Source organism: Amycolatopsis sp. NPDC058340 (genome assembly GCF_042723975.1).
Classification (GTDB): domain Bacteria; phylum Actinomycetota; class Actinomycetes; order Mycobacteriales; family Pseudonocardiaceae; genus Amycolatopsis.
Genome location: NZ_JBHXIB010000001.1, coordinates 273,035 through 296,929, shown reverse-complemented (window position 1 = coordinate 296,929; position 23,895 = coordinate 273,035). Strand labels below are relative to the sequence as shown.

Genomic DNA, 23,895 nt, shown 5'->3' with positions numbered 1-23,895 from the left:
ATCATCGCGCCCGGTTCGGGAAACGCGGCTCCGCGCGGAACGACGGCGGCTCACCGGCGGCGCGGCGGGCCAGTTCGTCCTCCCACATCTTGAAGGTGCGTTTGCGCAGCGACTTGATCAACGCCGATTCCTGCGGCTCCACGCGACGGTTCTCGCGCTTCGCTTGCTGGTAGAGGCCGTCGATGGTCTCGTAGAGCGCGAAGATCGGACCGTCGCCCTTGAGCTCGTACGCACGGGCGCGTTCGGTCTCCTGGACGAATTTCTCCTCGGGCACCTTGCTGATGTCCGAACTCGCCATCGCCCGCAGGACCTCGCGGACGTGTTCCGGCTTTTCGTCGAACTCGCCGGAGCTCAGGTTGAGGAGGTAACCCGTCAGGCCCCCGTCGGGAGTCGACTCGACGCGGTAGGTCTTCCCGAAATACGTGTAGAAGGACGGCGTCTGGATCACGTGTTCTCCTCCGGAGGCAGCCCCTTGCGGAGTCCGGCCATGAACTTCTCCCGGACCCGGTCCATCAGCGCCGCTTCGAGCAGGGCCTGTTCCGGGGACAACCGCTTCTTGTTGTCCTCGTCCAGCGTCCGGTTGTAGGTCGGGAAGTCGCGGCGGACCTCGTACAGGGCGTGTTCGTAGGCCGAGACGGTGTCGATATGCCGCAGGTGCAGCCGCAGTTCGGCCACGTGCCCGTTCGGCAACCGGACGTTCATCTGCAGATCGCGGTACCCGCTGTCCTGCGGATTCGCGAACCGGTCGTCGAAGCTGACGATTTCGAGATCCGGATCGGCCATCACCGCGTCCAGCGCGTTGTAGACGTCGGCCAGCGTGTCGAACTGGATCTTCACGCCCACCAGGTCGGTGAGTTTCGACGCGTCGCCGTCGTAGCCCGCGATCTTCGCCTTCGCGCGGTCGTCGTCCTTCGGACCGGGACGCCCCGAAGACTCGCCGTTGTTGTCCTCCGCGATCCGCTCGGCGATCCGGTTGAGATCGCCCTGGTTCCGCGGCCACGCCTCCCGTTCGGCGTCGAGGAATTCCTGGATCTTCGCCGGATCGCCCTTGTCCGCGCGATCGAATCCGGCGTGGTACCGATCCTGTGGGTCCGCGGCGTCCGCGATATCCGCCGCCGCGTTCGCGAGGTCCCGCTGCTCCTGCGTCAGCGGGGTGTCGCCGGGACCGTCCTGGTGGACGTCGTCGATCATCTGGTAGCCGCGTTCGTCGACGTCGCGCAGGGCGTCTTCGAGGATCGGGATGGCTTCCGGGTGCAGCAGCAGGCTGCCGATGGTCATCGGGTTGTTCAGCAGTGAGGCCCGCAGGTACGCGTTGTCCGGGTGCTCCATCAGCCGGACGAGTTCCGGATGCGCGGGCAGCTGCTCGCGGATGAAGTCCCGCATCGGGCCGACGTCGTGTTTGACGCCGTTCTCGTCCTCGTGGACGGCCCGTTTCTTGTCCGGGTCCAGCCCGTCCACCGCGGCCGCGACCTCGGGATCGTTCAGGAACCGCTCGCCATCGGCCCGGTCCCCGTGCGACGGCTCGTCGTGGGCCATGCCGTAGCCCGCGTCGTGCGGCGGCGTCACGATCGGACGGCCGTCCGGCCCGATCCGCGACGGCTGCACGTCGGGGGTGTCGTCCCTGGCGTAGGCGATTCGCGGGTCGACGGGCCGCGTCGTTTCCGATCGCGTGGTGTGGGCGTCGGCGTGCTGCGCGGCCGGGCCCTCCGGGACCCCGACGTGCATCAGCTTCACGCCCAGCGGCGGATGCGGCAGGTTCATCAGCGCGCCCGACTGCGGGTCGATGAACGCGACGCCGTCACGCGTGTTCGCCACCATGGCCACGTGGCCGCGCTCGACGCCGTTCTCGTCGAGGTACTTCACCGCGACCACCGCGTGGTGATCGGTCGGCATGCCGCGCATCTCGCGGATGACGGTGTCGTAGTCGGCGCGGTCGGAGAACTGCCCGCCGAACCGCTCTTCGACGTGCTCCAGCGTGCCGCGGCTGTCCATCTCGTGCACGAGCAGCGGGCCGGCGGTCGAGTCGATGCCGTTCAGCCGGTCCATGTACGCGCCCGGCGTGCGGGTGCAGTTGGAGCGGTAACCGTTCGCCAGCGCGTCGGGGTCGTTGAAATGCGGGTTGACCTCGCCGAGCCGCGGATGCCGGTCGGCGATGTACGCGGCCTGCTGCTCGGGGCTCGCCGAACCGGCGTGGATCGCCGGCTCGCTCGGCGGGTTGGTCGCGACCGCCATCGACGAGTAGTCGCGCTCCGGGGCGCGGAGCTCGATCGTGTCGTCGGTGACGGGCTGCTCGCCGTACTCGGGTCCCTTGTCGGCGTCCGCGACCTTGTGGTCCGCCGGGTTCTCCGTGGTGACGTGCGGGGTCTGCGGCTCGTCGAAACCACCGAGACGCGCCATCGACTGCGCCTGGGCGAGGCGCGCGAGCTCGGGTGCCTCCGCGGCGTGCCGGGCCCGCCGCTCGTCCATCTTCTGCTTGGCGGTCTCGGGGTCGAGGTAGCGCGGGTCGCCGGGCGTGACCTCTTCGGCGTGGATGACCCACTTCGGCCGGTCGACCAGCGGCGGAGTCTTGAACTCCTTGCTGTGCACGTAAAGCTGCGTGGCCGGCTTGTTGATGGCCTCGTTCTCGCCGGGGTTCTCGGCGAGCGACGAGACGTCCTTGCCCGTCTTCGAGACGATGTGGATCTCGACGTCCTGGCCGAACTTCGACTTCGTGTCCGGCGACGTCTTGATGGTGGAGCTGGTCATCGTCGGCTCGGGCACGGTCTGGCCGGGCTCGTAATGCGCCGCCATGATCGCGGCGGCCTGCATGTCGCCCTTGGTGTCGATACCGCGGATGGCCTCGCCGTGGAAGTCCGGCAGCTCGTTGAGCGCGCCGACGATCGCCCTGGTGCTGCGCTGGGCGTTCTCGAAGTCGGGGTGCGACTCACCCTTGCGGTTCGCTTCGTTGATCGCGTAGGCGTGTTCGCGCGAGTACGAGTAGATCGCTTCGGCCGCTTCGGGCGAGACGCGGTCCTTCAGCGGGCTGGCTTCGAGACGCTTCAACGCCTTTTCGCGGGCCTGCTCGGCGAGTTCGGCGCTGTCGTAGCGGTCACGGAGGCTCTTGTGATCCTCAGGCGTGCCACGGAAGTTCTCGTCGCCGAGGTAGCTCTCGTCGATTCGGGCCGGCGTTTCTTCCGGTCCCTTGAGCCGCTCGGCGATGTCGAGTTCGGTCTTGGGCGCCTGCTCCTGGACCGGGCTTTCGGTATGCGTGCGCTCCGGCGCTTCCGGCGTGTGCGGAGCGTCGCCGCCGCCCATCGGCATCGCCTTGATCGACGTCGGATCGTCGGGCAGCGTCGCGAGCCGCCCGGTCATCGGGTCGGCGAAGACCACGCCGTGCGGCGTGTTCACCGCGGCGACGATGCGCGTCTCGATCCGGTCCTTGGACCGCGGTGAGCCTTCCGGCGCGTTCGGATCGGCGGCGGCGTGATGCTCGAACGCCACCGCGGTCCGCGCACCGACCGGACGTTCGCCCAGTTCACGGGCGATGTCGGCGAAACCGTTCCGATCCGACCACTGCCCGCCGAGCCGGTCGCTGACGTGCTGCAGCGGCGAACCACCCGTCGACGGCCCGGCCACGGCGTCGCCACCGTTCATCCGGTTCTCGAACGCGACCAGTGCCTCGGCCGAGTTCGTCTGGTAGCCGTCCTTCCACGATTCGGGCGCGTAGTAGTTGCGGGTGTTGGCCTCGCCGATCGCGGGAAGCTCGTCCATGACCAGCCGGACCTGCTGGTGCGGCGTCTCGGTCGAACCGGCGTGGATGACCGGCGTCCCACCCTCTTCGAGCGGCTTCGCCAGCTCGGACCAGCCTCCGTCGGGAGCGTGCTCCCTCGGCGGCTTCGGGGCCTCCCGGACCGGCGCGTCCGCGGCGTCGACCCAGCCGCCCTTGCCGTCGGCCAGCTTGGTTTCGAGCCCGCCGAGGCCCTGGTTCTGGAACAGCTCCGGGTGATCGCGGCGCAGCTGGGCTTCCTGGTCGGCGGCCTCCTGCGCCAGCCGCTCCTGCACGGCGTTGTTGTAGTCGCGCCGCTCGGCGACCTTCTGGTGGACCTCGTCCGGTCTCAGGTGGCCGTCTTCACCGGCGACGACCTCTTCGCATTCGACGATCCACTTCGGCAGATCGTTCGGCGAACCGTCGTCCAGCCGCTTCTTGTAGTCCGGGTGTTCGGGATGCCCCGGGCCCATCTTGACGTCGGTGACCCGCAGCTGCGTCGCCGACTTCATCAGCACTTCGCGTTCGTCCTTTTTGGACGCGAGGTCTTCGATGTGGCGTCCGGTCTTCGACTGGATGCGCATCTCGACTTCGCCGGGGAAGTTGCTGCGCGGATGCTCGGGCGTGACCCGCGACGTGCTCAGCATCTGCGGGTCGACGATGACCTGGCCCTTGGCGTGCGCTTCGAGGAAGGCCCGGATCGCGCTCTCGTTGCCGCCGAAGTTCACCCGCCGCGAGACGAGGCCCTCGTAGGCGGGCATCTCGTTGAGGCCGGAGGTGATCGCCTCGATATGCGGCCGGAGCGCGTCCAGCTCCGGGCCGCCGTGGCGCTGGGCGTGCGTGATCCGCTCGGCCATGTCGGTGCGCGTGTAGCTGTGCACCGCGTAGGCGCCCTGATCCGACATTTCCTTGACACGCGGATCTTCGTGGGCGTCGCGTTTGGCGAGACCTTCGCGGCGGACCTGTTCGCTCCGCGCTTCCCCGGTGTCCTTGTCGAAACCGCGTTTGTCGATCTGCGTCTCGGCGAGCGCGCGGTAAGCGGCGGGATCGTCCGTGTGGAAATCCGGGTCCGTCAGGTACGGCTCGTCGACAGTGGTCTTGTCGGCCCCGTCGGTGCTGTCGGTCTTGTCGTCGGGCGTGACGTCCTGGGGCGCCTCGGTGTCGTGCGGAGCGTCGGGGTCCTTGGGGGTCTCGACGTCCTTCGGGGCCTCGACGTTCTTCGGCGTCTCGGCGTCCTTGGGGACTTCGGTGTCCTTGGGAGCCTGGGTGTCCTTGGGGACTTCGGTGTCCCTGGGAGCCTGGGTGTCCTTCGGGAGCTCGGTGTCCTTGGGCGGGTTCCCGCCGCGGTCCTGCGGCACCTGCTGCGGCGCGTGCTCGACCGGCCGCACCGGCGGCTGCTGCTGCGGCGGACGCTGCTGGGGCCCGGTGTTCGCGTCGTGGCCGGGACGCGGGGCCGGGACCTGCGGCGGACGTTGCGGACCACCGAAACGCGGCGGTTCGGCACCGGGCGGCATCGGCCGTCCGGGCTGCTGTCCGGGACGTCCCGGCTGACCGGGGTGGTGACCGGGCGGAGGCGGCGGCATCGGGCCGCGGTTGCCGGGGAACGGGCCGTTGCCCGGATGCTGGGGCCGCGGCGGATATCCCGCCGGACCGCGGTTGCCAGGAGGCGGACCGGGCGGAGGTGTCTGCGGGCGCGGCGGAACCCCGCCGTTCTGGCCCGGACCGGGGCCGGGCCTGCCCTGATAACCCTGTGGTGGCCGCGGCGGACCCTGCGGCCCTGGAGGCGGCGGCCCCTGAGGACGCTGACGCTGCGGAGGTCCACCCTGACCAGGGTGGTGTGGGGGCGGCGGCTGCGGCCCGGTCGGACGCGGCCCCATCGGGCCGGGTTGCCCCTGCTGTCCTCGATGCGGCATCGGTCCGCCGCCACCACCCGGAGGCGGCGGAGGAGGAGGCGCGAAACCACCCGGAGGAGGCGGCGGCTGCATCGGCTGCTGGCCCTGGAAGGGCATCGGCGGCTGGTCGAACCGCGGCTGCTGCGGTCCGCCGTTGCCGGCGAGGCCCGCGGCCTGGACGCTGTCGTTCGGCCGTGCGGGCCGGGACGGATCGTGTCCGCCAGGCGGGAAGCCGCCTGGCGTGGGCCCATTGCCGGGCGGGTTGCCGCCGGGCGCCATGCCGTAGCCACCCGACGGAGCGGACGAGCCGGGGTTCGACGCCATGCCGTAGCCACCGGAACTCGACGGCGCACCAGCGGAAGCGGCGGGCGGCATCGCACTGGACTGCGAGGGACTCGGCGAAGGGCTGTGCGACGGGCTCGGCGCCGGTCCCTGTGACGGACCGGCCGCCGGCGTTTGTGCCGGAGCGCTCGCGGGTGTCTGGGCAGGGCTCGCCGCGGGGGTTTGCGACTGGGCGGCGGGTGCCTGCTGCTGATTCCCCGCCGCGGCCTGTTGTTGCTGCTGCTGACCGGATCCGTTGTCCGCGGCCGGTGCGTTCTGCGCCGCACGCTGACCGTCACCGGTGTTCGCCGGGGCGTCCGCCGGACGTTCCGGAGCCTGCGTCGAGGACTGGCTGACCCGGTCGCCGTCGGCCGCCCGCTGCGGCTGCGGATCGGCACTCCGCGGCGAAGCGTCACTGTCCGAAGTGGACCGTGGCGCCGGATCCGGCGAAGAGTCCGGCCGCGAAGAGGGATCCGCCGAAGAACCCGAGTCCGACCGCGTGGACGAACCGGAGTCCGATGAAGAGTCCGGATCCGACGAAGAAGAGTCCGACCGCGAAGCGGAATCCGAAGAAGTGTCCGACCCCGACGAAGTGTCCGACCGCGTAGCGGAACCCGAGTCCGAAGAACCCGGCGTACGCGAAGGCGTCCCCGAATCCCCGGTATCCACATCCGGCGTCGAAGGCCCGTCACCCGCCGAAGGACCGGGCGTGTTCGCGGCCTTGATGTCGCCGATCTGGCTCTTGGCCCCGTCGACACCGCCGCCGACCGCCCCGCCGGACGCGCCCATCAGCACGTCCTTGGCCGAAAGCTTGTCCAGGTCACCGGTGACGGCGGCCTGCCCGACCGTGCTGGCGACCCCTTCGGCCGCACCGCGGACGGCACCGCGCGCCGCGCTGTCGACGATCTGTCCGCCGACGCTATCCGAAAGTCCCTTGGTGGCGCCCTTGCCGATACTGCTGCTGCCCGCACCGACCACGCCGTCGACGGCGCCGCTGATCGCGGAATCCTTGGTCTTGCTGAAATCCCAGCTGTCGCGGTCGCCCTTGGCCATCTGCAGGCCCTGGATCCCCGCGTCCATGGCGAGGTTCATCGCCGTGTTCTGCAGGACTTCCTTGCCGATCTTCTTCAGGCCCTCCTTGAGCAGTTTCTCCAGGAGTTCCTTCGCGACCTTCTTGAAGCCTTCCTGCGCGAGCTTCTGCATCAGCTGGCGGAAGATCATCTGGACGGTCATGCGGGTGGCGATCTGCGCGGGCGCGATCCCGGCCGTCGATCCGCCGAACGTCACCGCAGCGGCCGCGATCATCGCGACGATCTGCGCGGCGAGGATCACCAGCGAGATGATGATCATGTACTTCGTGTACTCGACGTCCAGCGCGGTCGCGTTGCACGAGTCGCCGAGCGCCTTCGAAGAATCGGCGAGCGACTTGAAGTACGCCTCGTCGCCCTCGACGAACTTCTTCCAGGCTTCGGCGAACTTCTCCGCGCCCTGGCCGCTCCAGCCACCGAGGACCTCGGTGGCGCCCTTGGTCGCGGTGTCGGCGATCGGCTGGATCGCCTTCGAGGCGTTGTGCCAGGCGTCGCGCAGTTCGCGGAGCTTGTCCTCGTCGCCTTCGGGCCAGCTTTCACCGACGACGATCGGCAAGAGCCACTTGACCGCGTCGGGCATCTCCATACCCACGGCGCTAGACCTTCTTGTCCAGCGTCGACTTGATCTCTTCCTCGGCGTTCGTGAACGCGGTCATCGACCGTTCGACGTTGTGCTGCATCCCCCGCAGCGCCTCGACGACGTTCGCGAATCCCTCGGACGAGCCCTGCGCGCCCGGCTCGTAGTCCTTCGCGAACTCCTTGCCCGCGTCGTCGTTGCCCCAGCACTGGCCGAGCGAGTTCATCGCGGCCAGCAGTTCCTTGCCGGCTTCGTCCAGCTGGTCCGCGGCGATCCCCAGTTTGGCCGCGGCCGACTTCACCGCGTCCGGATCCGCGGTGAATCCGGCGCCGCCCCCACCGTTCGGCATCAGACCCCCCTGGTCAGCCAGCTCGAAGGCGGCTCTTCCTCATCGTCGTCCTGCTGGCGCACCCGTTTCGGAACCGGTTTCGGTGTCGGCGGCGCGGGCGGAGCAGGCGGTGGCGGAGGAGGCGGCGGGGTGTCGTCCTTGATCATCAGCGGGGCGTCGAAGTCTTCGTCGGACTTCGCCGGTGCCTCTTCTTCTTCGGCCGCGAGGAAATCCGGGATGGCCGGCATCAGCCCTTGGAGCGAAGGCGCGCCTTCGATCAAGTCCGAGAGATCCGGCAGGCCTTCGGTGATCGGGGCCATCAGCTCGGCCACCTGCTGCTTGACCTGCAGCGATCCCTGGCGGACCAGGGTCAGCACGGTGTTGGCCAGCTGCGCGGGGTTGGTGCGCTCGAAGGCGTTCGGCTGGATCTCGAGTTTGGCGAGGGTGCCGGTCGCGTCGATGGTGGCACGGACGAGGCCGTCCTGCGAGACCACCGTCGCCGAAGTCTGCGAAGCGGCTTCCTGCGCGTCCCGGAGCTGGGCCGTCTGGCGCTCGAACTGTTCGAGCAGCGTGTCGACCTGGTCCTTCATGGCGGCATTGCGCGCTTCGAGGCGTGCGCTGTCGTCGCCGGCCGTCGTCACTTGAGCCCCCGCTGGTGCTGGATCCCGGGCATACGCCACCCGGTGTCGGTAAGCGTCACCCTAATGCCAACGCCCGCGCCATATCACCGGATCTGGCGTTTTCGCACGGTGAGCAGATGACCGGCGGCTCCCGCCAGGTAGAGCACGGTCGCCGTGACGAGCAGCCCCGGCGAGCGGCCGTCGGCCGGGATCACCGTCGCGGCCAGCGAGACCGCGACGACCTGGGTGATGTTGAAAAGCGTGTCGTAGAGCGCGAAGACCCGCCCCCTCGCCTCGTCGGCGACGTCGAGCTGCACCGAGGAATCGACGCACAGTTTCAGCACCTGCCCGGCCCCGGTCACCAGGAACGCGGCGAGCAACGCGGTGGGGATCGCCATCGGCAGCCCGAGCGCGGACTGCGCGACCGCCGCCAGCACCAGCGCCCCCACCACGACGCGGACCCTGCCGAACCGCTTGATCAGCCGGGCGGTCAGCAGCCCGGCGACGAGGATCCCGGCACCGGCGAACGCGGCCATCTGGCCCAGCCCGGTCATCCCGGCGGCGAAGTGGTTGCGCATCAGCAGCACGGTCACCAGCAGCGAGATGCCGTACGACGCGCGATGGGCGAACAGTGCGACGAACCCGGCCGTGACGCTGGGCGTGCGCCAGGCCGCCTTCGCGCCGTCGGCCAGGCCTCGGGCGACGGCGAGGGCCGGGTTCGACGGCTCGTCGACCGTCGAGGGCCCGAGCAGCCCGCGCGTGAATCCGGCGGCGAGGACGGCGGCGCCGATCCCGCCCAGCGCGGCGACGGCGGTGACCCAGGCGGAACCGGCGTCGTCGGCGCCGGTCAGCGCGCGGAGGCCGATCGCGCAGCCGCCCCCGACGACGGCGAGCACCGAACCCCAGGTGGCCGCGAAGGCGTTCGCGGCGACCACGGACTTCTCTTCGACGACATGCGGAAGCGACGCGGACAGCCCCGAGCCGATGAACCGCGAGACACCTTCGGACGCCAGCGCCAGGGAGAACAGCCCGATCCCGGCCGCGCCCGAGCCCACGGCGACGGCCGTCGCGAGGATGGTGACCGACCGCAGGAGGCTCGCGAAGATCAAGACCTTCCGGCGATCCCAGCGGTCAAGCAGCGCGCCCGCGAACGGGCCGACGATCGAGTACGGCAGCAGCAACGCCGCGAACCCGCCGGCCATGGCGAGCGCGTCGGCGGCGCGTTCGGGATTGAAGAGGACGGCACCGGCCAGCCCGGCCTGGTACATGCCGTTGCCCCAGTGCGCGGAGAACCGCGTGAACAGTAGTCGGAGGAAGTCACGGTCGCGGACGAACGCCCTGGTGGGCGCCGTGGCGGTGGTCGTCACGGCAGCAGCCTATAAAGGTGGTCGATGCGCTTTGAGGTCGCCTCTCGGCGGCTATGCGCAGTGTGGCTCCAGCCGGACGGTATTCCACAAAGGCGGTTCTTCAGTGAGCCCGGGGGACACGGAAAGCGCACCGACCGTTGTGTCCAACGGTGCTCGTGATGCTGTTGTTCCCAGAGCCGGACGATTTGTCCCCGCTCGAAGTGGGATCATGGCGGACGTGCCAGCGGACGCCGAGGTCGAACCGGGAACGCTCCTGGTCGCCGCCCCCACGATGTTCGATCCCAACTTCCGGCGAACCGTCGTGTTCGTCATCGATCACCGGGACGAGGGAACGCTCGGCGTCGTGCTCAACCGGCCGAGTGACGTGCCGGTGTACGACGTGCTCCCCAACTGGGGCGGGCACGTCGCCGAGCCGCAGTCGGTGTTCGTCGGCGGGCCGGTCGAGAAGAAGACCGCGTTGTGCCTTGCCGCGCTGCGGACCGGCGAGACGGCGTCGAGCGTGCCCGGCGTGATCGCCGTCCGCGGCCCGGTCGCGCTGGTCGACCTCGACACCGATCCCGAGATCCTGGTGCCGAAGGTCCGCGGGGTGCGGGTGTTCGCCGGGTACGCGGGCTGGGATTCCGGCCAGCTGGCGAACGAGATCGACCGCGACGACTGGGTGATCGTCCCGGCGCTGCCCAGCGACGTCCTCGCGTCGCCGCACCACGACCTGTGGGGCCAGGTGCTGCGGCGTCAGGGCATCCCGCTGGCGCTGCTGGCCACCCACCCAGGAGACCTCCAGCGCAATTAGGCGGTGGCGGTGTCGGCCTTCTTGAAGACGCCGCAGGTGCCGCAAGCGCAGCCACTGCAGCCGGCGGGCCGCTCCGGTTCGGGCTCCGGCACCGTCGCGGCGGCGCGGTTGCCGAGCACTCCCCCGGCCGCGACCAGCGCGATCATCCCGGCAACGCCGACGAACGAGGCGAGCAGCAGCCCGAACGTCGTCGGCATGACCAGCGCGGCGATCCCCGCGAGCACGGCGATCAGGCCGCCCGCCAGTGTGGGGACACCGGCGACCTTGTTGCCGAGCCGGAAGGCCTCCTCGCTGCGCATCGTGGCGGCGGTGCGCACGCCGGCGCCGCGGTCACGCGGCAGCTTCTCGCGCAGGCCGAGGAATCCACCCCAGCCGACGAGGACACCCAGCACGATCGGGACCAGCGCTATGACGAACACTCCACGAGGATAAGCGTGACGTCCCGGCAACCTGCCGGATACCCTGATCGACTGTGCTACAGGCCATGTCACGCCGTGCTCTCACTCTCGCCCTGATCGGGGCCGTTCCCCTCACCCTGATGGCCGCACCGGCCGCCGAAGCGGGTCACCGTCCGCTTCGCCTGATCGGGGAACAGATCGTCCCGAACGCCCTGCCCTTCGAAGGCACCGTCGTCGGCGGCCTGTCCAGCATCGATTTCGACCCCCGCACCGGCGAGTACGCGCTGATCTGCGACGACCGCTCCGCCATCGACCCCGCGCGGTTCTACACGGCGAAGTTCACCCTTGACGCCAAGGGACTCGGCCCGGTGACCTTCACCGGCACCAAGCCGCTCCTGCGTCCCGACGGCACGCCGTACCCGCCGCTCGCGAAGAACGACCCGGCCCAGCCGCCGAACATGCAGACGATCGACCCCGAGGAGCTGCGCGTCGACCCCTGGACCGGCCAGTACGTCTGGTCCCAGGAGGGCGAGCGGTCGGCCGCGGCCCGGATCGACCCGTCGATCCGCGAGGCGAAGCGCGACGGCGCCTACGTCCGTGACCTGCCGATTCCCGCCAACGAGAAGATGGCCGAGACGGCCGGGCCGCGGCAGAACCTCGCCTTCGAAGGCCTCACCTTCGCGGGCTTCGGGTCGCTGATCGCCAGCTCGGTCGAGGGCCCGCTGCTCCAGGACGGTCCGGAGGCGAACACCACGTCGGGCGCCCTTTCGCGGATCACCGTGCAGTCGCGGTTCGGGCCGGTCCTCGCGCAGTACGCGTACCCGCAGGAGAAGGTCTTCGCGTCGCCGAACCCGCCGGGCGCGTTCGCGACCACCGGCATCTCGTCGCTGCTGGCCGTCGACCAGGCCGATCCGACCCGCTACCTGGTGATGGAGCGGTCGTTCGTCACCGGCGTCGGCAACAAGATCCGCATCTACGAGATCGACACCAAGGGCGCCACGAACATCCTGAAGACGCCCTCGCTGGCCGACGCGAAGAAGGTCAAGCCGGTCAAGAAGCGGCTGCTCGCGGACCTCGCGGACTTCAAGCTGTCCACGGTGGACAACGTCGAGGGCATGACCTGGGGCCCGCCCCTCCCGAACGGGGAGCGCAGCCTTGTCCTGGTCAGCGACAACAACTTCTCCGCGACCCAGGTGACCCAGTTCATCGCTCTGGCGGTCCCCTCGGAACGCCTTTGACCTGGGCGTTAAACTGGCCCCATGAACACGGCTCGGCTGCTCCTTAGCCTGCCGCGCTGAACTCGGCCGAACGGCCGGGACCAGCGCGGCGACCCCTCATGCCCTCCGGGCTGAGGGGTCGAGTTGTTTCTGGAGTGGCTTGACGTGGATGAGCACGGAGGATTTCGGCGATGAACCAGGCGAGCGAAGGCGCCGACGCGGCACCTCAGCACCGCTACACGGCGGAGCTGGCGGGCCAGATCGAGCAGCGTTGGCAGGACTACTGGTCCGACCACGGCACCTACCACGCACCGAACCCGGTGGGCCCGCTCGCGGACGAGAGCGGTGAGGTCCCGTCGGACAAGCTGTTCGTCCAGGACATGTTCCCGTACCCGTCGGGCTCCGGCCTGCACGTCGGGCACCCGCTGGGCTTCATCGCGACGGACGTCTTCGCGCGGTACCACCGCATGATCGGCCGCAACGTGCTGCACACGATGGGCTTCGACGCCTTCGGGCTGCCCGCCGAGCAGTACGCGGTGCAGACCGGGCAGCACCCGCGCAAGACGACCGAAGAGAACATGGAGACCTACCTGCGCCAGATCCGGCGCCTGGGGCTGGGGCACGACGAGCGTCGCCGGATTTCGACGATCGACCCGGACTACTACAAGTGGACCCAGTGGATCTTCCTGCAGATCTTCAACTCCTGGTACGACGAGAAGGCGGGCAAGGCCCGGCCGATCGTCGAGCTGGAGACCGAGTACGCGCAGGACAAGCGCCGGACGCCCGACGGCCGCAACTGGTGCGAGCTGACCCGCGCCGAGCAGCTGGAGATCATCGACACGCACCGGCTGGTCTACTTCTCCGAGGCGCCGGTGAACTGGTGCCCCGGTCTGGGCACGGTGCTGTCGAACGAAGAGGTCACCGCCGACGGCCGCAGTGAACGCGGCAACTTCCCGGTGTTCCGGCGCAATCTGCGTCAGTGGATGATGCGGATCACCGCCTACGCCGATCGCCTGGTCGACGACCTGGATCTGCTGGACTGGCCGGAGAAGGTCAAGTCCATGCAGCGCAACTGGATCGGCCGCTCGCACGGCGCGCGGGTCTCGTTCGCGTCCGGCGACAAGAAGATCGAGGTCTTCACCACCCGGCCGGACACCCTGTTCGGCGCCACGTACCTGGTGGTCGCGCCCGAGCACCCGCTGGTCGACGAACTGACCGCCGCCACGTGGCCGGAAGGCGTCGACGCGAGCTGGACCGGCGACGCCGCCACCCCGGCCGAAGCCATCGCCGAATACCGCGCCGCCGCTTCGCGCAAGTCCGAATTGGACCGTCAGGAGAACAAGGAGAAGACCGGCGTCTTCACCGGCTCCTACGCGGTGAATCCGGCCGACGGCAAGGAGATCCCGGTCTTCGTCGCCGACTACGTCCTGATGGGCTACGGCACGGGCGCGATCATGGCCGTCCCCGGCCAGGACACCCGCGACTGGGAGTTCGCCGAGAAATTCGGCCTGGAGATCATCCGCACGGTTCAGCCGACGGAAGGTTTCGACGGCAAGGCGTTCACCGGCGACGGACCGGCGATCAACTCGGGCTTCTTGGACGGCATGGGCGTCGACGAGGCCAAGAAGACGATGATCGGCTGGCTGGAGGAGAACGAGCACGGCCGCGGCACCGTCCAGTACAAGCTGCGCGACTGGCTGTTCTCGCGTCAGCGCTACTGGGGCGAGCCGTTCCCGGTGGTCTACGACGAGGACGGCCGGGTCCACGCGCTGCCGGAAAGCATGCTGCCGGTCGAGCTGCCCGAGGTCGCCGACTATTCGCCGGTGACGTTCGACCCGGAGGACAGGGACAGCACGCCGTCCTCGCCGCTGGCGCGCGCCACCGACTGGGTCGAGGTCGAACTGGATCTGGGCGAGGGCAAGAAGACCTACCGCCGCGACATCAACACCATGCCCAACTGGGCGGGTTCCTGCTGGTACCAGCTGCGGTACCTGGACCCGACCAACCAGGACGTGTTCGTCGCGCCGGAGAACGAGGCGTACTGGGTCGGGCCGCGGCCCGCCGAGCACGGCGTCGACGACCCCGGCGGCACGGATCTGTACGTCGGCGGTGTCGAGCACGCCGTGCTGCACCTGCTGTACTCGCGGTTCTGGCACAAGGTGCTGTTCGACCTGGGCCACGTGTCGTCCAGGGAGCCGTACCGGAAGCTGTTCAACCAGGGTTACGTGCAGGCGTACGCGTACACCGACGCCCGTGGGGTGCACGTCCAGGCCGACCAGGTCGTGGAGCGCGACGGCAAGTTCTTCTTCGGCGAAGAAGAGGTCAAGCAGGAATACGGCAAGATGGGCAAGAGCCTGAAGAATGTCGTGACGCCTGACCAGATGGCCGCCGACTACGGCGCCGACACCTTCCGCTTCTACGAGATGTCGATGGGGCCGCTGGACGTTTCGCGGCCGTGGGCGACCAAGGACGTCGTCGGCGCGCAGCGGTTCCTGCAGCGGCTGTGGCGCCTGGTCGTCGACGAGGAGTCCGGCGAGCTGCGAGTGTCCAATGTGGACGCCACGGACGAGGATCGCAAGCAGCTGCACAAGACGGTCGCCGGGGTCCGCGAGGACTACGCGGAGATGCGGTTCAACACCGCCGGCGCGAAGCTGATCGAGCTGAACAACTACGTCACCAAGACCTACGGTTCGGCCGAGGCCACGCCGCGCGAACTGGTGGAGCCACTGGTGCTGATGCTGGCGCCGCTGGCCCCGCACTTGGCCGAGGAGCTGTGGAAGCGCCTGGGCCACGCGGATTCCCTGGTGCACGGGCCGTTCCCGGTCGTCGACGAGAAGTACCTGGTCGAGGATTCGGTGGAGTATCCGATCCAGGTCAACGGCAAGGTGCGGTCCCGCGTCACCGTGCCCGCCGACGCGGGCAAGGACGCCGTGCAGGCGGCCGCGCTGGCCGACGAGAAGGTCGCCGCGCTGGTCGGCGACGGCACCCCGCGCAAGGTGATCGTCGTGCCGGGACGGTTGGTCAACATCGTGCTGTAACGCCGTGGCCGATTTGCGCCAGCGTCGAGGGTCGTGAGGCGATTCGATGGAGTTGTTCAAGGACAACGAAATCGAACGGAGAACACCCCATGACCCTCGACGGCAAGGTGGCTTTGGTGACCGGCGGCAGCCGCGGGATCGGTGCCGCCACGGCGATCCGGCTCGCCGAGGACGGCGCCGACATCGCGCTCACCTATCAGAACAACGCCGAACTCGCGGCCGGTGTCGTGGACAAGATCAAGGCGCTCGGCCGCCGTGCGCTGGCGATCCAGGCCGACAGCGCCGACGCCGCGGCCGTGGTCTCCGCGGTCGACACGGCGGTCGCCGAGTTCGGCAGGCTCGACGTGCTGGTCAACAACGGGGGCGTCGGCTTCGTCGGCCCGCTCGACCAGACGAGCCTGGAGGACATCGACCGCGTGCTCGCGATCAACGTCCGCGGTGTCTACGTGGCCACCCAGGCCGCGGCCAAGCACCTCGGCGACGGCGGCCGCGTGATCACCATCGGCAGCTGCGTCTCGGACCGCGTGCCCGGCCCCGGTATGTCGCTGTACGCGGTGAGCAAGACCGCGCTGCTGGGCATGACCAAGGGCCTCGCCAGGGAACTGGGGCCGCGCGGCATCACCGTGAACATCGTCCACCCCGGCCCGACCGACACCGACATGAACCCGGCCGACGGCCCGTACGCCGCCGACCAGCGGAGCCTGACGGCGTTCGACCGCTACGGCTCGCCGTCGGAGGTCGCCGCCACCGTGTCGTTCCTGGCGCGGCCGGAAAGCAAGTACGTGACCGGCTCGACCGTCTCGGTCGACGGCGGGCACGCGGCGTAGTCACTCGGTGGACAGGCCGATCTCGCGCGCGAGATCGGCCAGCATCGCGTCGAAGAGGACGTCCGGTTTCGAGAACGGGATCGGATAGTTGCCGAAGACCTCGAGCGTGACGTGCCCGTAGAGCCGGGCCCAGAACTGGATCATCAGGTACGTCACGCCGAGGTCGAGCTTTTCGAGCGGGAAGGTCGCCCCGGACTCCTTCAGCACGGCGAGGAGTTCCTCTTGGAAGGACGTGAGATCGTCGCGCAATTCGGCGGGGACCACGTCGTTCGACGGCGTCACCAGATCGTGCGTCGCGAGCACCTGGCCCGCCGCCGCGAGGAAGATCCGCCCGAACGGCTCGCCGAGCCTGCTCAACGTGTCGTCGCCCGCGGGTGAGGCGAAGACCAGCGTGAACTCCTTGGTGTGCGCGAGCGCCCAGCGCCGGAACCCCTTGCAGATGGCGAAAAGCCGCAGCGCGCCCTCGTCCGGCAGCTGCGCGATGTCCTCGGCGAGCCCGGCTGCCAGATCCGCGACGACGTCCGCGCGAAGATGCTCGACCAGATCGTCGCGGGAACCGTAGTAGCGGTACAACGCCGGCGCCGTGATGCCGAGCTCTCGCGCGATCGCCCGCAGGGTCACGGCCTCCGGCCCCTGCTCGACCAGGAGCGCCCGCGCCGTCCGGCGGATGTCCTGATCGGTCGCGGCCCGCTCGCGACCCCTGCGGCCGGTGTTGGTCATCCGCGCATTCTAGGTGGTCAGTACGGGATTCGCGGCAAATGGACCACTCCGGAGTGGGCTGGCTTCCGCGACGGCAACTCGTAGCGTTCCGGCTTGATGAAACGTGTACTTCTGCTGGTCGTGCCCGCGTTGCTCGGCGCGGCTTGCCTGCCTCGATCCGGCCCCGCCGACACCGCCGCCCCGCCGCCACCGCAACGCTTCCTGCTGAAGGAGGCTCCCAGCGCCGAACCACCCGCGACCTTCCAAGGCGGATTCGTCCACAACGCGTGCGCGGTCCTGACCTCCGAGGTCCTGGCCGGCGCGGGGATGGCGTTGAAGGACGGTGTCCTCCAGGGCGGCGATCGACTGAGCACCACCGACGGCGACCGCCCCGAACTCGCCGGAAAGGGCTCGTGGGTGAGTACCTGCGGCGGCGGCGTCACCGTGTCCGGCGCGCCGGAGCTGTCCGGCACGAGCGTGCACCTGAACGTCCTGCACTCGCGCTTTTCGCTGCGGATGGATTGGCGGGACGCCGTCCTGAAGGTCGGTACTCGCCGGGGCACCGACGACATCAGGGTGAGCCTCCAGACCGACTACAACATCCTGGAACTCGGCATTTCCGGCTTCACCGAGCTCCCCGACCCCGAAGCCGCCTTGACCAAGCTGCTCGACGGCATCCGCCGGAACGTCGCCAAAGGGCCGCGGTCCATGCCCGTGCGGAGCTATCCCGCGCCGTACGACCTCGTCGCCGACCCTTGCGCCGCCTTCCCGGCGGAGGTCTTCACCACGATCACCGAACGGCCGACCGACGGTCTGCAGCGGGATCTGTTCAGTTTGAGCGAAACCCCCGGATCGAAGTACAACACGGTCGAGATGCGCTGCGATCGCGCCGGTCAGGTGGATCTTTCGGAGGGAATCGCGCCGAACGTCTCCGTGAGCCAGACCGTGCTGTCCGTGCCGGACCCGGCCGCCGCCATCGCCGCCGTTCGCGAGCAATGCGATTTCGACCGCGGCGAGGCGCTGGCCAGGCCGATCGGCGAGGCCAGTTGCGGTCACTTCGGCGCCGACGGCGGCCAGGTCCTGTTCCCGAGCGGGCGCTCGATGGTGCGGATCAGTCTCGTCGCCGCCAAGACCGATCCGGCCACCACTCGCGAAAACCTGACCAAAGGCGCGGCGGCCGTCTATGCGCGGCTTACGCCCTCCCCTTGAGGTTTTTCAGGACTTCGGCGGCCACGTCGCGGCCAAGGACGCAGCCGTCCTTGCCCTGCTGAGTCGCCTTGTCGCCAAGGGAAAGAGAGACCGAATAGGCGAGTTGATCCGAGACTCCGACCACGACGGCGCAGCCATTGTCATCCTGGATGTTGGTGTAGCCGATCGCCGGATAACCGTCGATGGGATCGAGTTCGACCCAGCGAGCCGCCTTCGGTTTCACGTTCTTGTAAGGAAGGCTGATTCCCTGATCGGATTTGGTCTGGTAACTGATCGAGAATCCTGCGCCGCTACCGGATGCAGAGCTCCAGTCGCAGGCGGTGCCGAGGACGTCGGTCTTGGGTTTACCAGGGCTCGGTTCGCCGATGAAGGTTTCGAGTTGCTGAGGAGTCAGCGCGCTGTCACAGGGGCTTCCGTCGAGGACCTTGGCCGGCAGTGGGTTCTGAACAGCGGGTGCTCCGCTGTTCGGGACACTCGCGCTTGATGACGAGGCAGATGCGCTTGGTGTCGGCGTACCTGGATTGGTGCGGTCGCCGTCGCAAGCCGACAGGAGCAGGGTGCCGGTGGCCACCAACGCGAAGGCGGCCAGCTGGTGTCGTGAGGTCAATCGATTGTCCCGCTTTTCTTGGTCGCGTCGGCTGCTTGCCGGTCGGCTTCCTCGGTCAGTCCTAGTGCCTTTTCCAGCCGGAGGATGAGTTCTGTGAAGTAATTGTCCTGGAATCGTAGATGCCCTTCATAGAATCGCCCGGTTTCGTTGACACCGTTCGGACCGTCGACCGCGTGCTTGCTTGCTGGTTCATTGCCAGGAGGTACGACCTGTGACAACTTTCTTGCGTCTCGAAACTGCACGCGGATGAAGTTGCGTTGGTCCTGGCACTTCTTGAGCAGCGCCCGCATCTCGTCGCCGCTCATGGTGAAGCCCTGGCCAGCGGCCGGTGCCGCGCCACCGCCCACGACGTCGTCACTGTTCTGGAACCAGACGTCCCCGAAGAACGAAGTCATCGAAATCCCCCTTACTTCAGTCCGTGCAGGGTCGCGTAGAGGACGTCGACCAGGACATCCCGACGCCCCGGTTCGAAGCTGACCAGCGGTTCGCCGTCCTCGCCGGGCAGCACGTAGGTGAGGACGCGTCCGGCATGAGCGGTGTCGACCACGGTCAGCGGAGTGCTCCTGATGCCGTTGTTGGCCGCGTAGAGCTGATGCACGCCGGTTCGTTTCGCCGCCATCAGCTCCCGCGCCGAGGGCAAGGGGTCGTATTCGGGCTCCTCGGTCGGGTCTTCGAGATCGTACGAATCCTCGTAGACCGGCTGGCCCGAGAACCGGGATTTCGGGATCTTGACCGGGTCGATCCGGGCCGGTTCGACCGGGGGCAACATGTCGACCAGCGATTCGGCTCCGTAGCCGGGGTCGATGACGTCGATTCGGATCTTCTCGTCCTGGCGGATCACTCGGACCGCGTCCTGGCCCGACGCCGACACGAGGATGTTCCCGGTCTCGTCCGACTCGATGTCGCCGAGCCAGGCGGTGAACCGGAGCGGGCCGGTGGCCAGCACGCGGAGGAGGTCGCGGAACTCCCTGGTCAGGGTGCCTCCGGAGGCCAGCTTCAGCTCGGTGAGGGTGTCGAGCACCGCGTCGTCGAGCTTCTTCTTGGTCTCTTCGGTGAGCCACAGGTGGTCCGGGCCGAGCACCGCGGGCGGAGTGCCGTGGCGTTCCCATTCCCACGCGGTGAGGAGGACGGTCTTAGGCAGGTACAGGGGTGCTTCGAACACGATCAGAGCCCGATCACCGGCGGGACCGGCTTCGTCTCAGTGCCGCCGAAGACGCTGTCCGGGTCGGCTTCTTGCAGGTAGGAGGCGCGCTTGTGCTCCTCGTCCTCGCCGCCTTTTCCCTTGCCCGCGCCGGCGCTCATCGGGCCCATGCCCGGTGCGCCGGGCCTGCCCGCGCCTCCGGCGGGGCCACCGGGCATGCCGGGACGGGCCGCCTGGCCGGGCTGGCCCGGAGTCATCGCCCCACTGCCGCGGCCGGGTCCAGGCGCCGATCCGCTACCAGGACCGCCGGACGAGCCCGAGCCGGGCCCGAAACCGCTGCCTACGCCGGGCCCGAAGCCGGGGCCGAAACCACTGCCGCCGCCACCGGGGCCGAAGTTGGTGCCGCCGCCGGTGCCGGGGCCGAATGACGGCGGCTGATAGCCGGGATACGACGAGGGCTGCGGAGGCGTGTATCCCGCCGCGCGTGTGCCGTCGTCGTACTGGCCGGGGCGGAAGCCCGGATCGGACGGCTGCGGGCGCGGGATCTCGTACGGCCGGTGGTTCGGCGTTTCGGGGCCGGCCGGCGGAGGCCCCGGAGGTGGTGGCGGCGGCTGTACCCCGCCCGGAGGCGGCCGGTACCCGTCGCCACCGGAATCCGAGCGCCCGTCGAACCCCCGCACTTTGCCACCGTCGCCAGGACCGGGACGGCTGTCGTCGACCTTGAAATCCCCGCCGTCGAACGCGCCGAGCTGCCCGTAGTCGATGGTCCGGCCGGCGTTGTTCGAGGTGGACTGCTCGTTGTAGGCGTTGTAGCGCTCGAGATTCGCCTGCGCCTTTTGGTTGTACTGGTTGACCTTGTCTTCGGTGTCGGTGTCCCACGGCGTCACGTCGTCGTAGGTGCCCGTGGTCGGTGGGTCGGCGGCGACTTCGCGGTCCAGCGAGTTCTTCAGCGACACGAATTGATCCAGCTGCGTCTGCGTCAGCCCCGAATTGCGCTCCAGGCTCGATGACGCCGACGTGGAGGAGTCGGCGAGCGGCTGAAGCTTCGCCCGCGCGGCGTCCGCCGCTCCACCGGTCCAGGCGGACTCCAACGCCGTCATCACGTCGCGGGTCCCGTCGTGGAGCTGCGTCTGGTTCCGAGCTTGCTCGCCACCGACCCTGCGCGCCTCTTCCAACGAGCCGGTGCCAGGGCCGTTCACGACGGCTTCGAGCAGCTGCTTGGGCGTCAGTCCGCCTTGATCGACCGCGCCGGAGCCGTCGCTCGCGTTCGAGGCGACGATGCCGCCGACGATCGCGCCGACCGGCCCGCCCACGGCGAAACCGGCCACCGCGCCGGCCCCGGTCTTGCCGAGCAGGCCTGTGGCCGCCTCCCACACGTCCCCGAACAAACCCATCGAAGCCCTCCCCGGCCCAATCGGTCGATGTCTTGCGCTCACGCACAATACCGCGCCGATCACACCTGGTAGACGGGTTTCAGCCGAGAAGGCGAGCCTGAAGCCTGGTGAGTGGCCGGAGGGCCAGGAAGATCGGAACGGCCATCCCGGCCGCGATGAGGAAGTGCACGATCCACGCTCCCGTCAGTGTCGGCCCGCCCCACGTGCCCTCGGGGTCGCTCCCGGACCAGAAGAGCCCGTAGGTCGCTATGCGCCCGACGAGATAGAACAGCAGCAAAGCGAGCAGGAACGCGACCACGCTCGGACCGAAGGCCGCCACGAACCGCGGCCGTGACCCGCCCTCCTGCCCGAGCCAGCGCCGCGTCAGTCCACGCTGGACCTTCGCGCCACCGAGGTATCCCGGAAGCACGAGGAGCGCGTAGACCGCGCGTTTCCAGTCCGAAATCGTCATACCTGGCACGTTAGGGGCTGCTGACCTGCGAGAACATCTGGTAAACCGTCGGATCCGGTAGGGAAAACCGGAGGTCGCTGTGGTGATCCACACGACCGGGGTGCGGATGTCCGCCAAACGTTCCCCGATGTCAGACGCGTATGCCACACTCGGTCGCCGAACGGCTACGACGTGAACAGGGGAGGTTCGCGTGTCGAACCCTGAGCAGCTCTTCGCTGATTTCGAGGCCAAACTGGCCGACGCCCAGCGGAAGGCGAATCAGATGCGCACCGAGATCGAAAGTGTCTCGGTGTCCGAACGCAGCAAGGACGGCCAAATCTCGGTCAAGGTCAACCACGCGGGGAACCTGGTCGGCCTGGAGATCGGCCCGTCCGTGCGGGACAACCCCGCGCTCGCGCAGGAGATCCTACGCGTCGTCCAGAGCGCGCAAAGCAAACTCGCGGGCGCGATGCAGACCGGCGTGCCGTCCATCGCGGGCACCGAAACGATGAACGAGCTGGTCAACCAGCTGCACAACGAGTACCCGGAACCCGAACCGACGGGCTACGTCGAGGGCGGTCACCAGGAGGCGGACGAGGACGACCGCTTCGTCGCCGAGGACGAACTCGACGCGCCTCCGCCGCCTCCCGCCCCGAAGCCGCCCGCACCCCCGGCCCCGCCCGCGCCGCCGCGCGCCGCGCGTCGGCAGCAGACGGACCACGAGGACGACTACTTCACCGGCGGCGACTTCCTGCGCTGAGCGGGTTCTTGAGGGAGGGGAAAAAACATGTCCGGAGGTTTCCATGTCGATCCGGGTGAGCTCGAGACCCATCGCAAGAAGATCGACGACATCAGCATCCGATTGAACCGGGTCGGTTCGGCAGTCGAGACGACGGCCAATCCCGAGGCTTTCGGCTTGGTCGGCATTCCTCTTGCCGCCATTTGCGGGCTGGGGCAGGTCGAGGCACTCGAGTCGATCGTGGCCGCGTCGAAGGCGTCTTTGGATCACGCGGAACGCGTGCACACCTGGCAGAAGGTCAAAGAGTGGGATGAAGAGGACTTCAAGGGCCTGTTCAAGCTGGAGGACTGACGATGCCTGAGACCGCTGAGATCCGCCCCGGCCCGGGTACAGCCAACCCGCTGGTCAAGACCGATGCCGCCGCGGACGAAAGCTCCCTTGAAGGCGCTGGAATCGTCCAGGATTTCTGGGACACCGCCGCCAAGATCAACAGCGGCGACTGGGCGGAGGGGCTCGCGAACCTGGCCAACGGGGCCATGGGACTCGTCGGGTTGATGACCGATCCGATCGGCACGCTTCTGAGCGCCGGGTTCGGTTGGGTCATCGAGCATGTGTCCTTCCTCCGTGACCCTCTCGACATGCTCGTCGGCGACCAGGTAGCGCTCGACAACATGATCGGGACCTGGGAGAACGTGGGCAAGGAACTCGAACAGGTCGCAGAGGACCTTTCCAAGACCGTCGATCACGACAGTGCGGGTTGGAAGGGGACGGCCGCTGACGCCTATCGTGCCTTTGCCAAGGACCGTGCCGACCTCTACTCGGGTCTTGCTGTCGGTGCCAACGCGATGGGTATGTTGGTCAGCCTCTGCAAGACGATTCTGGCCGTCGTCCGGACCATGGTCCGGGACCTCATCTCCGAAGCGCTCGCAAAGCTCGTCAGTATCCTGATGCGGTACCCAGGCCCGGCAGCTCCTGCCGGGTTGGCCGCCGAAGGAGTCCCCAAGGCCATCCAGTACGCGCAGAAGGCGATGGGGTGGGTCAAAAAGCTCGCCAAGGCGTTCGGAGAGGCGAACAAGCTCTTCAAACAACTCATGGCTGCCTTCGTAAGGGTGAGGGAACTTCTCGCCCCAGTGGGAAAGGCGATGTCCAGGGCTGGCGATTCCGCATCGCGGGTGATGCGAGCCAACTGGAACAATCTCGGTGCCGTCGGCCGGGGGATCGAGAACGTTTCGACGACTCTCGGGGAAGCCGGCAAGTACACGGAAACATTGGTAAAGGAGACCTTGAAGGCTGTCGGCAAAGAATCCGACAAGGCTATGAAGGACGACGAGCCGAAGCAGGCTGGGGTAGTCGGTCCGAACGCTGCCGCTCCGTCGGCCTCGTCCGCCAGATCTTCCGAAGCACCCATCTTCGACCAGCAAGGCGGGCAGCGCATATCCGGTTCGCTGGAGTGAGCGCGACTGCTTCG

The 23,895-nt window shown here is 68.6% G+C and carries 20 protein-coding genes; 8 read left to right on the top strand and 12 right to left on the bottom strand.

Features of this window, described 5'->3' with window-relative positions; translation table 11 throughout:
- Position 1: 1 nt before the first annotated feature.
- The 5 genes from ACFWIW_RS01430 to ACFWIW_RS01410 all read right to left on the bottom strand — a co-directional run bounded on the left by ACFWIW_RS01430 (position 2) and on the right by ACFWIW_RS01410 (position 9,938).
- Positions 2–448, bottom strand: a complete 447-nt coding sequence (locus ACFWIW_RS01430) for a hypothetical protein (RefSeq protein WP_378366588.1) — start codon at positions 446–448, stop codon at positions 2–4.
- Positions 445–7,632, bottom strand: coding sequence for a toxin glutamine deamidase domain-containing protein (locus ACFWIW_RS01425; protein WP_378366587.1), 7,188 nt, complete (start codon positions 7,630–7,632; stop codon positions 445–447). Before ACFWIW_RS01425 ends, ACFWIW_RS01430 begins: the two co-directional genes overlap by 4 nt.
- 10 nt (positions 7,633–7,642) lie before the next feature.
- Positions 7,643–7,972 carry a WXG100 family type VII secretion target gene (locus ACFWIW_RS01420; RefSeq protein ID WP_378366586.1) on the bottom strand — a complete coding sequence of 110 codons (330 nt, stop codon included), beginning with the start codon at positions 7,970–7,972 and terminating at the stop codon, positions 7,643–7,645.
- Entirely contained in the window at positions 7,972–8,592 is a 621-nt protein-coding gene (locus ACFWIW_RS01415) for a YbaB/EbfC family nucleoid-associated protein (protein WP_378366585.1), read from the bottom strand. Before ACFWIW_RS01415 ends, ACFWIW_RS01420 begins: the two co-directional genes overlap by 1 nt.
- 83 nt (positions 8,593–8,675) lie before the next feature.
- Positions 8,676–9,938 (bottom strand): MFS transporter, encoded by a 1,263-nt coding sequence (locus ACFWIW_RS01410; protein WP_378366584.1) that lies wholly within the window; start codon positions 9,936–9,938, stop codon positions 8,676–8,678.
- A gap of 208 nt (positions 9,939–10,146) precedes the next feature.
- Between ACFWIW_RS01410 and ACFWIW_RS01405 the strand changes: the two genes are divergently transcribed.
- The gene (locus ACFWIW_RS01405; protein ID WP_378366583.1) at positions 10,147–10,728 is read left to right on the top strand and encodes a YqgE/AlgH family protein; all 582 of its coding nucleotides are present in this window, start codon (positions 10,147–10,149) and stop codon (positions 10,726–10,728) included.
- Here ACFWIW_RS01405 and ACFWIW_RS01400 read toward each other — a convergent pair.
- A complete protein-coding gene (locus ACFWIW_RS01400; protein ID WP_378366582.1) occupies positions 10,725–11,147 on the bottom strand; it encodes an SdpI family protein in 423 nt (140 codons plus the stop codon). The two genes, ACFWIW_RS01405 and ACFWIW_RS01400, sit on opposite strands and share 4 nt — an antisense overlap.
- Before the next feature lie 65 nt (positions 11,148–11,212).
- Here ACFWIW_RS01400 and ACFWIW_RS01395 point away from each other — a divergent pair, with 65 nt between their 5' ends.
- The 3 genes from ACFWIW_RS01395 (at position 11,213) to ACFWIW_RS01385 (ending at position 16,208) form a co-directional block, all read left to right on the top strand.
- The gene (locus ACFWIW_RS01395) at positions 11,213–12,364 is read left to right on the top strand and encodes an esterase-like activity of phytase family protein (protein WP_378366581.1); all 1,152 of its coding nucleotides are present in this window, start codon (positions 11,213–11,215) and stop codon (positions 12,362–12,364) included.
- A gap of 170 nt (positions 12,365–12,534) precedes the next feature.
- Positions 12,535–15,381 carry a leucine--tRNA ligase gene (leuS, locus tag ACFWIW_RS01390; RefSeq protein ID WP_378366580.1) on the top strand — a complete coding sequence of 949 codons (2,847 nt, stop codon included), beginning with the start codon at positions 12,535–12,537 and terminating at the stop codon, positions 15,379–15,381.
- An 89-nt stretch (positions 15,382–15,470) separates the two neighbouring features.
- Positions 15,471–16,208, top strand: a complete 738-nt coding sequence (locus ACFWIW_RS01385) for an SDR family oxidoreductase (RefSeq protein WP_378366579.1) — start codon at positions 15,471–15,473, stop codon at positions 16,206–16,208.
- Here the strand turns inward: ACFWIW_RS01385 and ACFWIW_RS01380 are convergent, their stop codons facing one another.
- The gene (locus tag ACFWIW_RS01380; protein WP_378366578.1) at positions 16,209–16,928 is read right to left on the bottom strand and encodes a TetR/AcrR family transcriptional regulator; all 720 of its coding nucleotides are present in this window, start codon (positions 16,926–16,928) and stop codon (positions 16,209–16,211) included.
- A gap of 96 nt (positions 16,929–17,024) precedes the next feature.
- Between ACFWIW_RS01380 and ACFWIW_RS01375 the strand changes: the two genes are divergently transcribed.
- Positions 17,025–18,116, top strand: coding sequence for a hypothetical protein (locus ACFWIW_RS01375; RefSeq protein WP_378366577.1), 1,092 nt, complete (start codon positions 17,025–17,027; stop codon positions 18,114–18,116).
- Here the strand turns inward: ACFWIW_RS01375 and ACFWIW_RS01370 are convergent.
- From ACFWIW_RS01370 to ACFWIW_RS01350, 5 genes are all read right to left on the bottom strand, one after another.
- Positions 18,100–18,687, bottom strand: a complete 588-nt coding sequence (locus ACFWIW_RS01370) for a DUF3558 domain-containing protein (protein WP_378366576.1) — start codon at positions 18,685–18,687, stop codon at positions 18,100–18,102. The genes ACFWIW_RS01375 and ACFWIW_RS01370 overlap by 17 nt on opposite strands.
- Before the next feature lie 32 nt (positions 18,688–18,719).
- On the bottom strand, positions 18,720–19,118 hold the full coding sequence (locus tag ACFWIW_RS01365) for a hypothetical protein (RefSeq protein ID WP_378366575.1): 399 nt from the start codon (positions 19,116–19,118) through the stop codon (positions 18,720–18,722).
- Between the two features lie 11 nt (positions 19,119–19,129).
- The gene (locus ACFWIW_RS01360) at positions 19,130–19,885 is read right to left on the bottom strand and encodes an ESX secretion-associated protein EspG (protein ID WP_378366574.1); all 756 of its coding nucleotides are present in this window, start codon (positions 19,883–19,885) and stop codon (positions 19,130–19,132) included.
- 2 nt (positions 19,886–19,887) lie between these two features.
- On the bottom strand, positions 19,888–21,258 hold the full coding sequence (locus ACFWIW_RS01355; RefSeq protein WP_378366573.1) for a hypothetical protein: 1,371 nt from the start codon (positions 21,256–21,258) through the stop codon (positions 19,888–19,890).
- 79 nt (positions 21,259–21,337) lie between these two features.
- Positions 21,338–21,709: a hypothetical protein gene (locus ACFWIW_RS01350; RefSeq protein ID WP_378366572.1), complete on the bottom strand. Its 372-nt coding sequence runs from the start codon at positions 21,707–21,709 to the stop codon at positions 21,338–21,340.
- A 190-nt stretch (positions 21,710–21,899) separates the two neighbouring features.
- Between ACFWIW_RS01350 and ACFWIW_RS01345 the strand changes: the two genes are divergently transcribed.
- From ACFWIW_RS01345 to ACFWIW_RS01335, 3 genes are read left to right on the top strand one after another with little or no spacing between them, the layout of a single operon-like run.
- Positions 21,900–22,448 (top strand): YbaB/EbfC family nucleoid-associated protein, encoded by a 549-nt coding sequence (locus ACFWIW_RS01345; RefSeq protein WP_240596409.1) that lies wholly within the window; start codon positions 21,900–21,902, stop codon positions 22,446–22,448.
- 27 nt (positions 22,449–22,475) lie between these two features.
- Positions 22,476–22,778 carry a hypothetical protein gene (locus ACFWIW_RS01340; protein ID WP_016338319.1) on the top strand — a complete coding sequence of 101 codons (303 nt, stop codon included), beginning with the start codon at positions 22,476–22,478 and terminating at the stop codon, positions 22,776–22,778.
- 2 nt (positions 22,779–22,780) lie between these two features.
- On the top strand, positions 22,781–23,881 hold the full coding sequence (locus tag ACFWIW_RS01335) for a hypothetical protein (protein WP_378366571.1): 1,101 nt from the start codon (positions 22,781–22,783) through the stop codon (positions 23,879–23,881).
- The last annotated feature ends 14 nt before the right edge of the window (positions 23,882–23,895 follow it).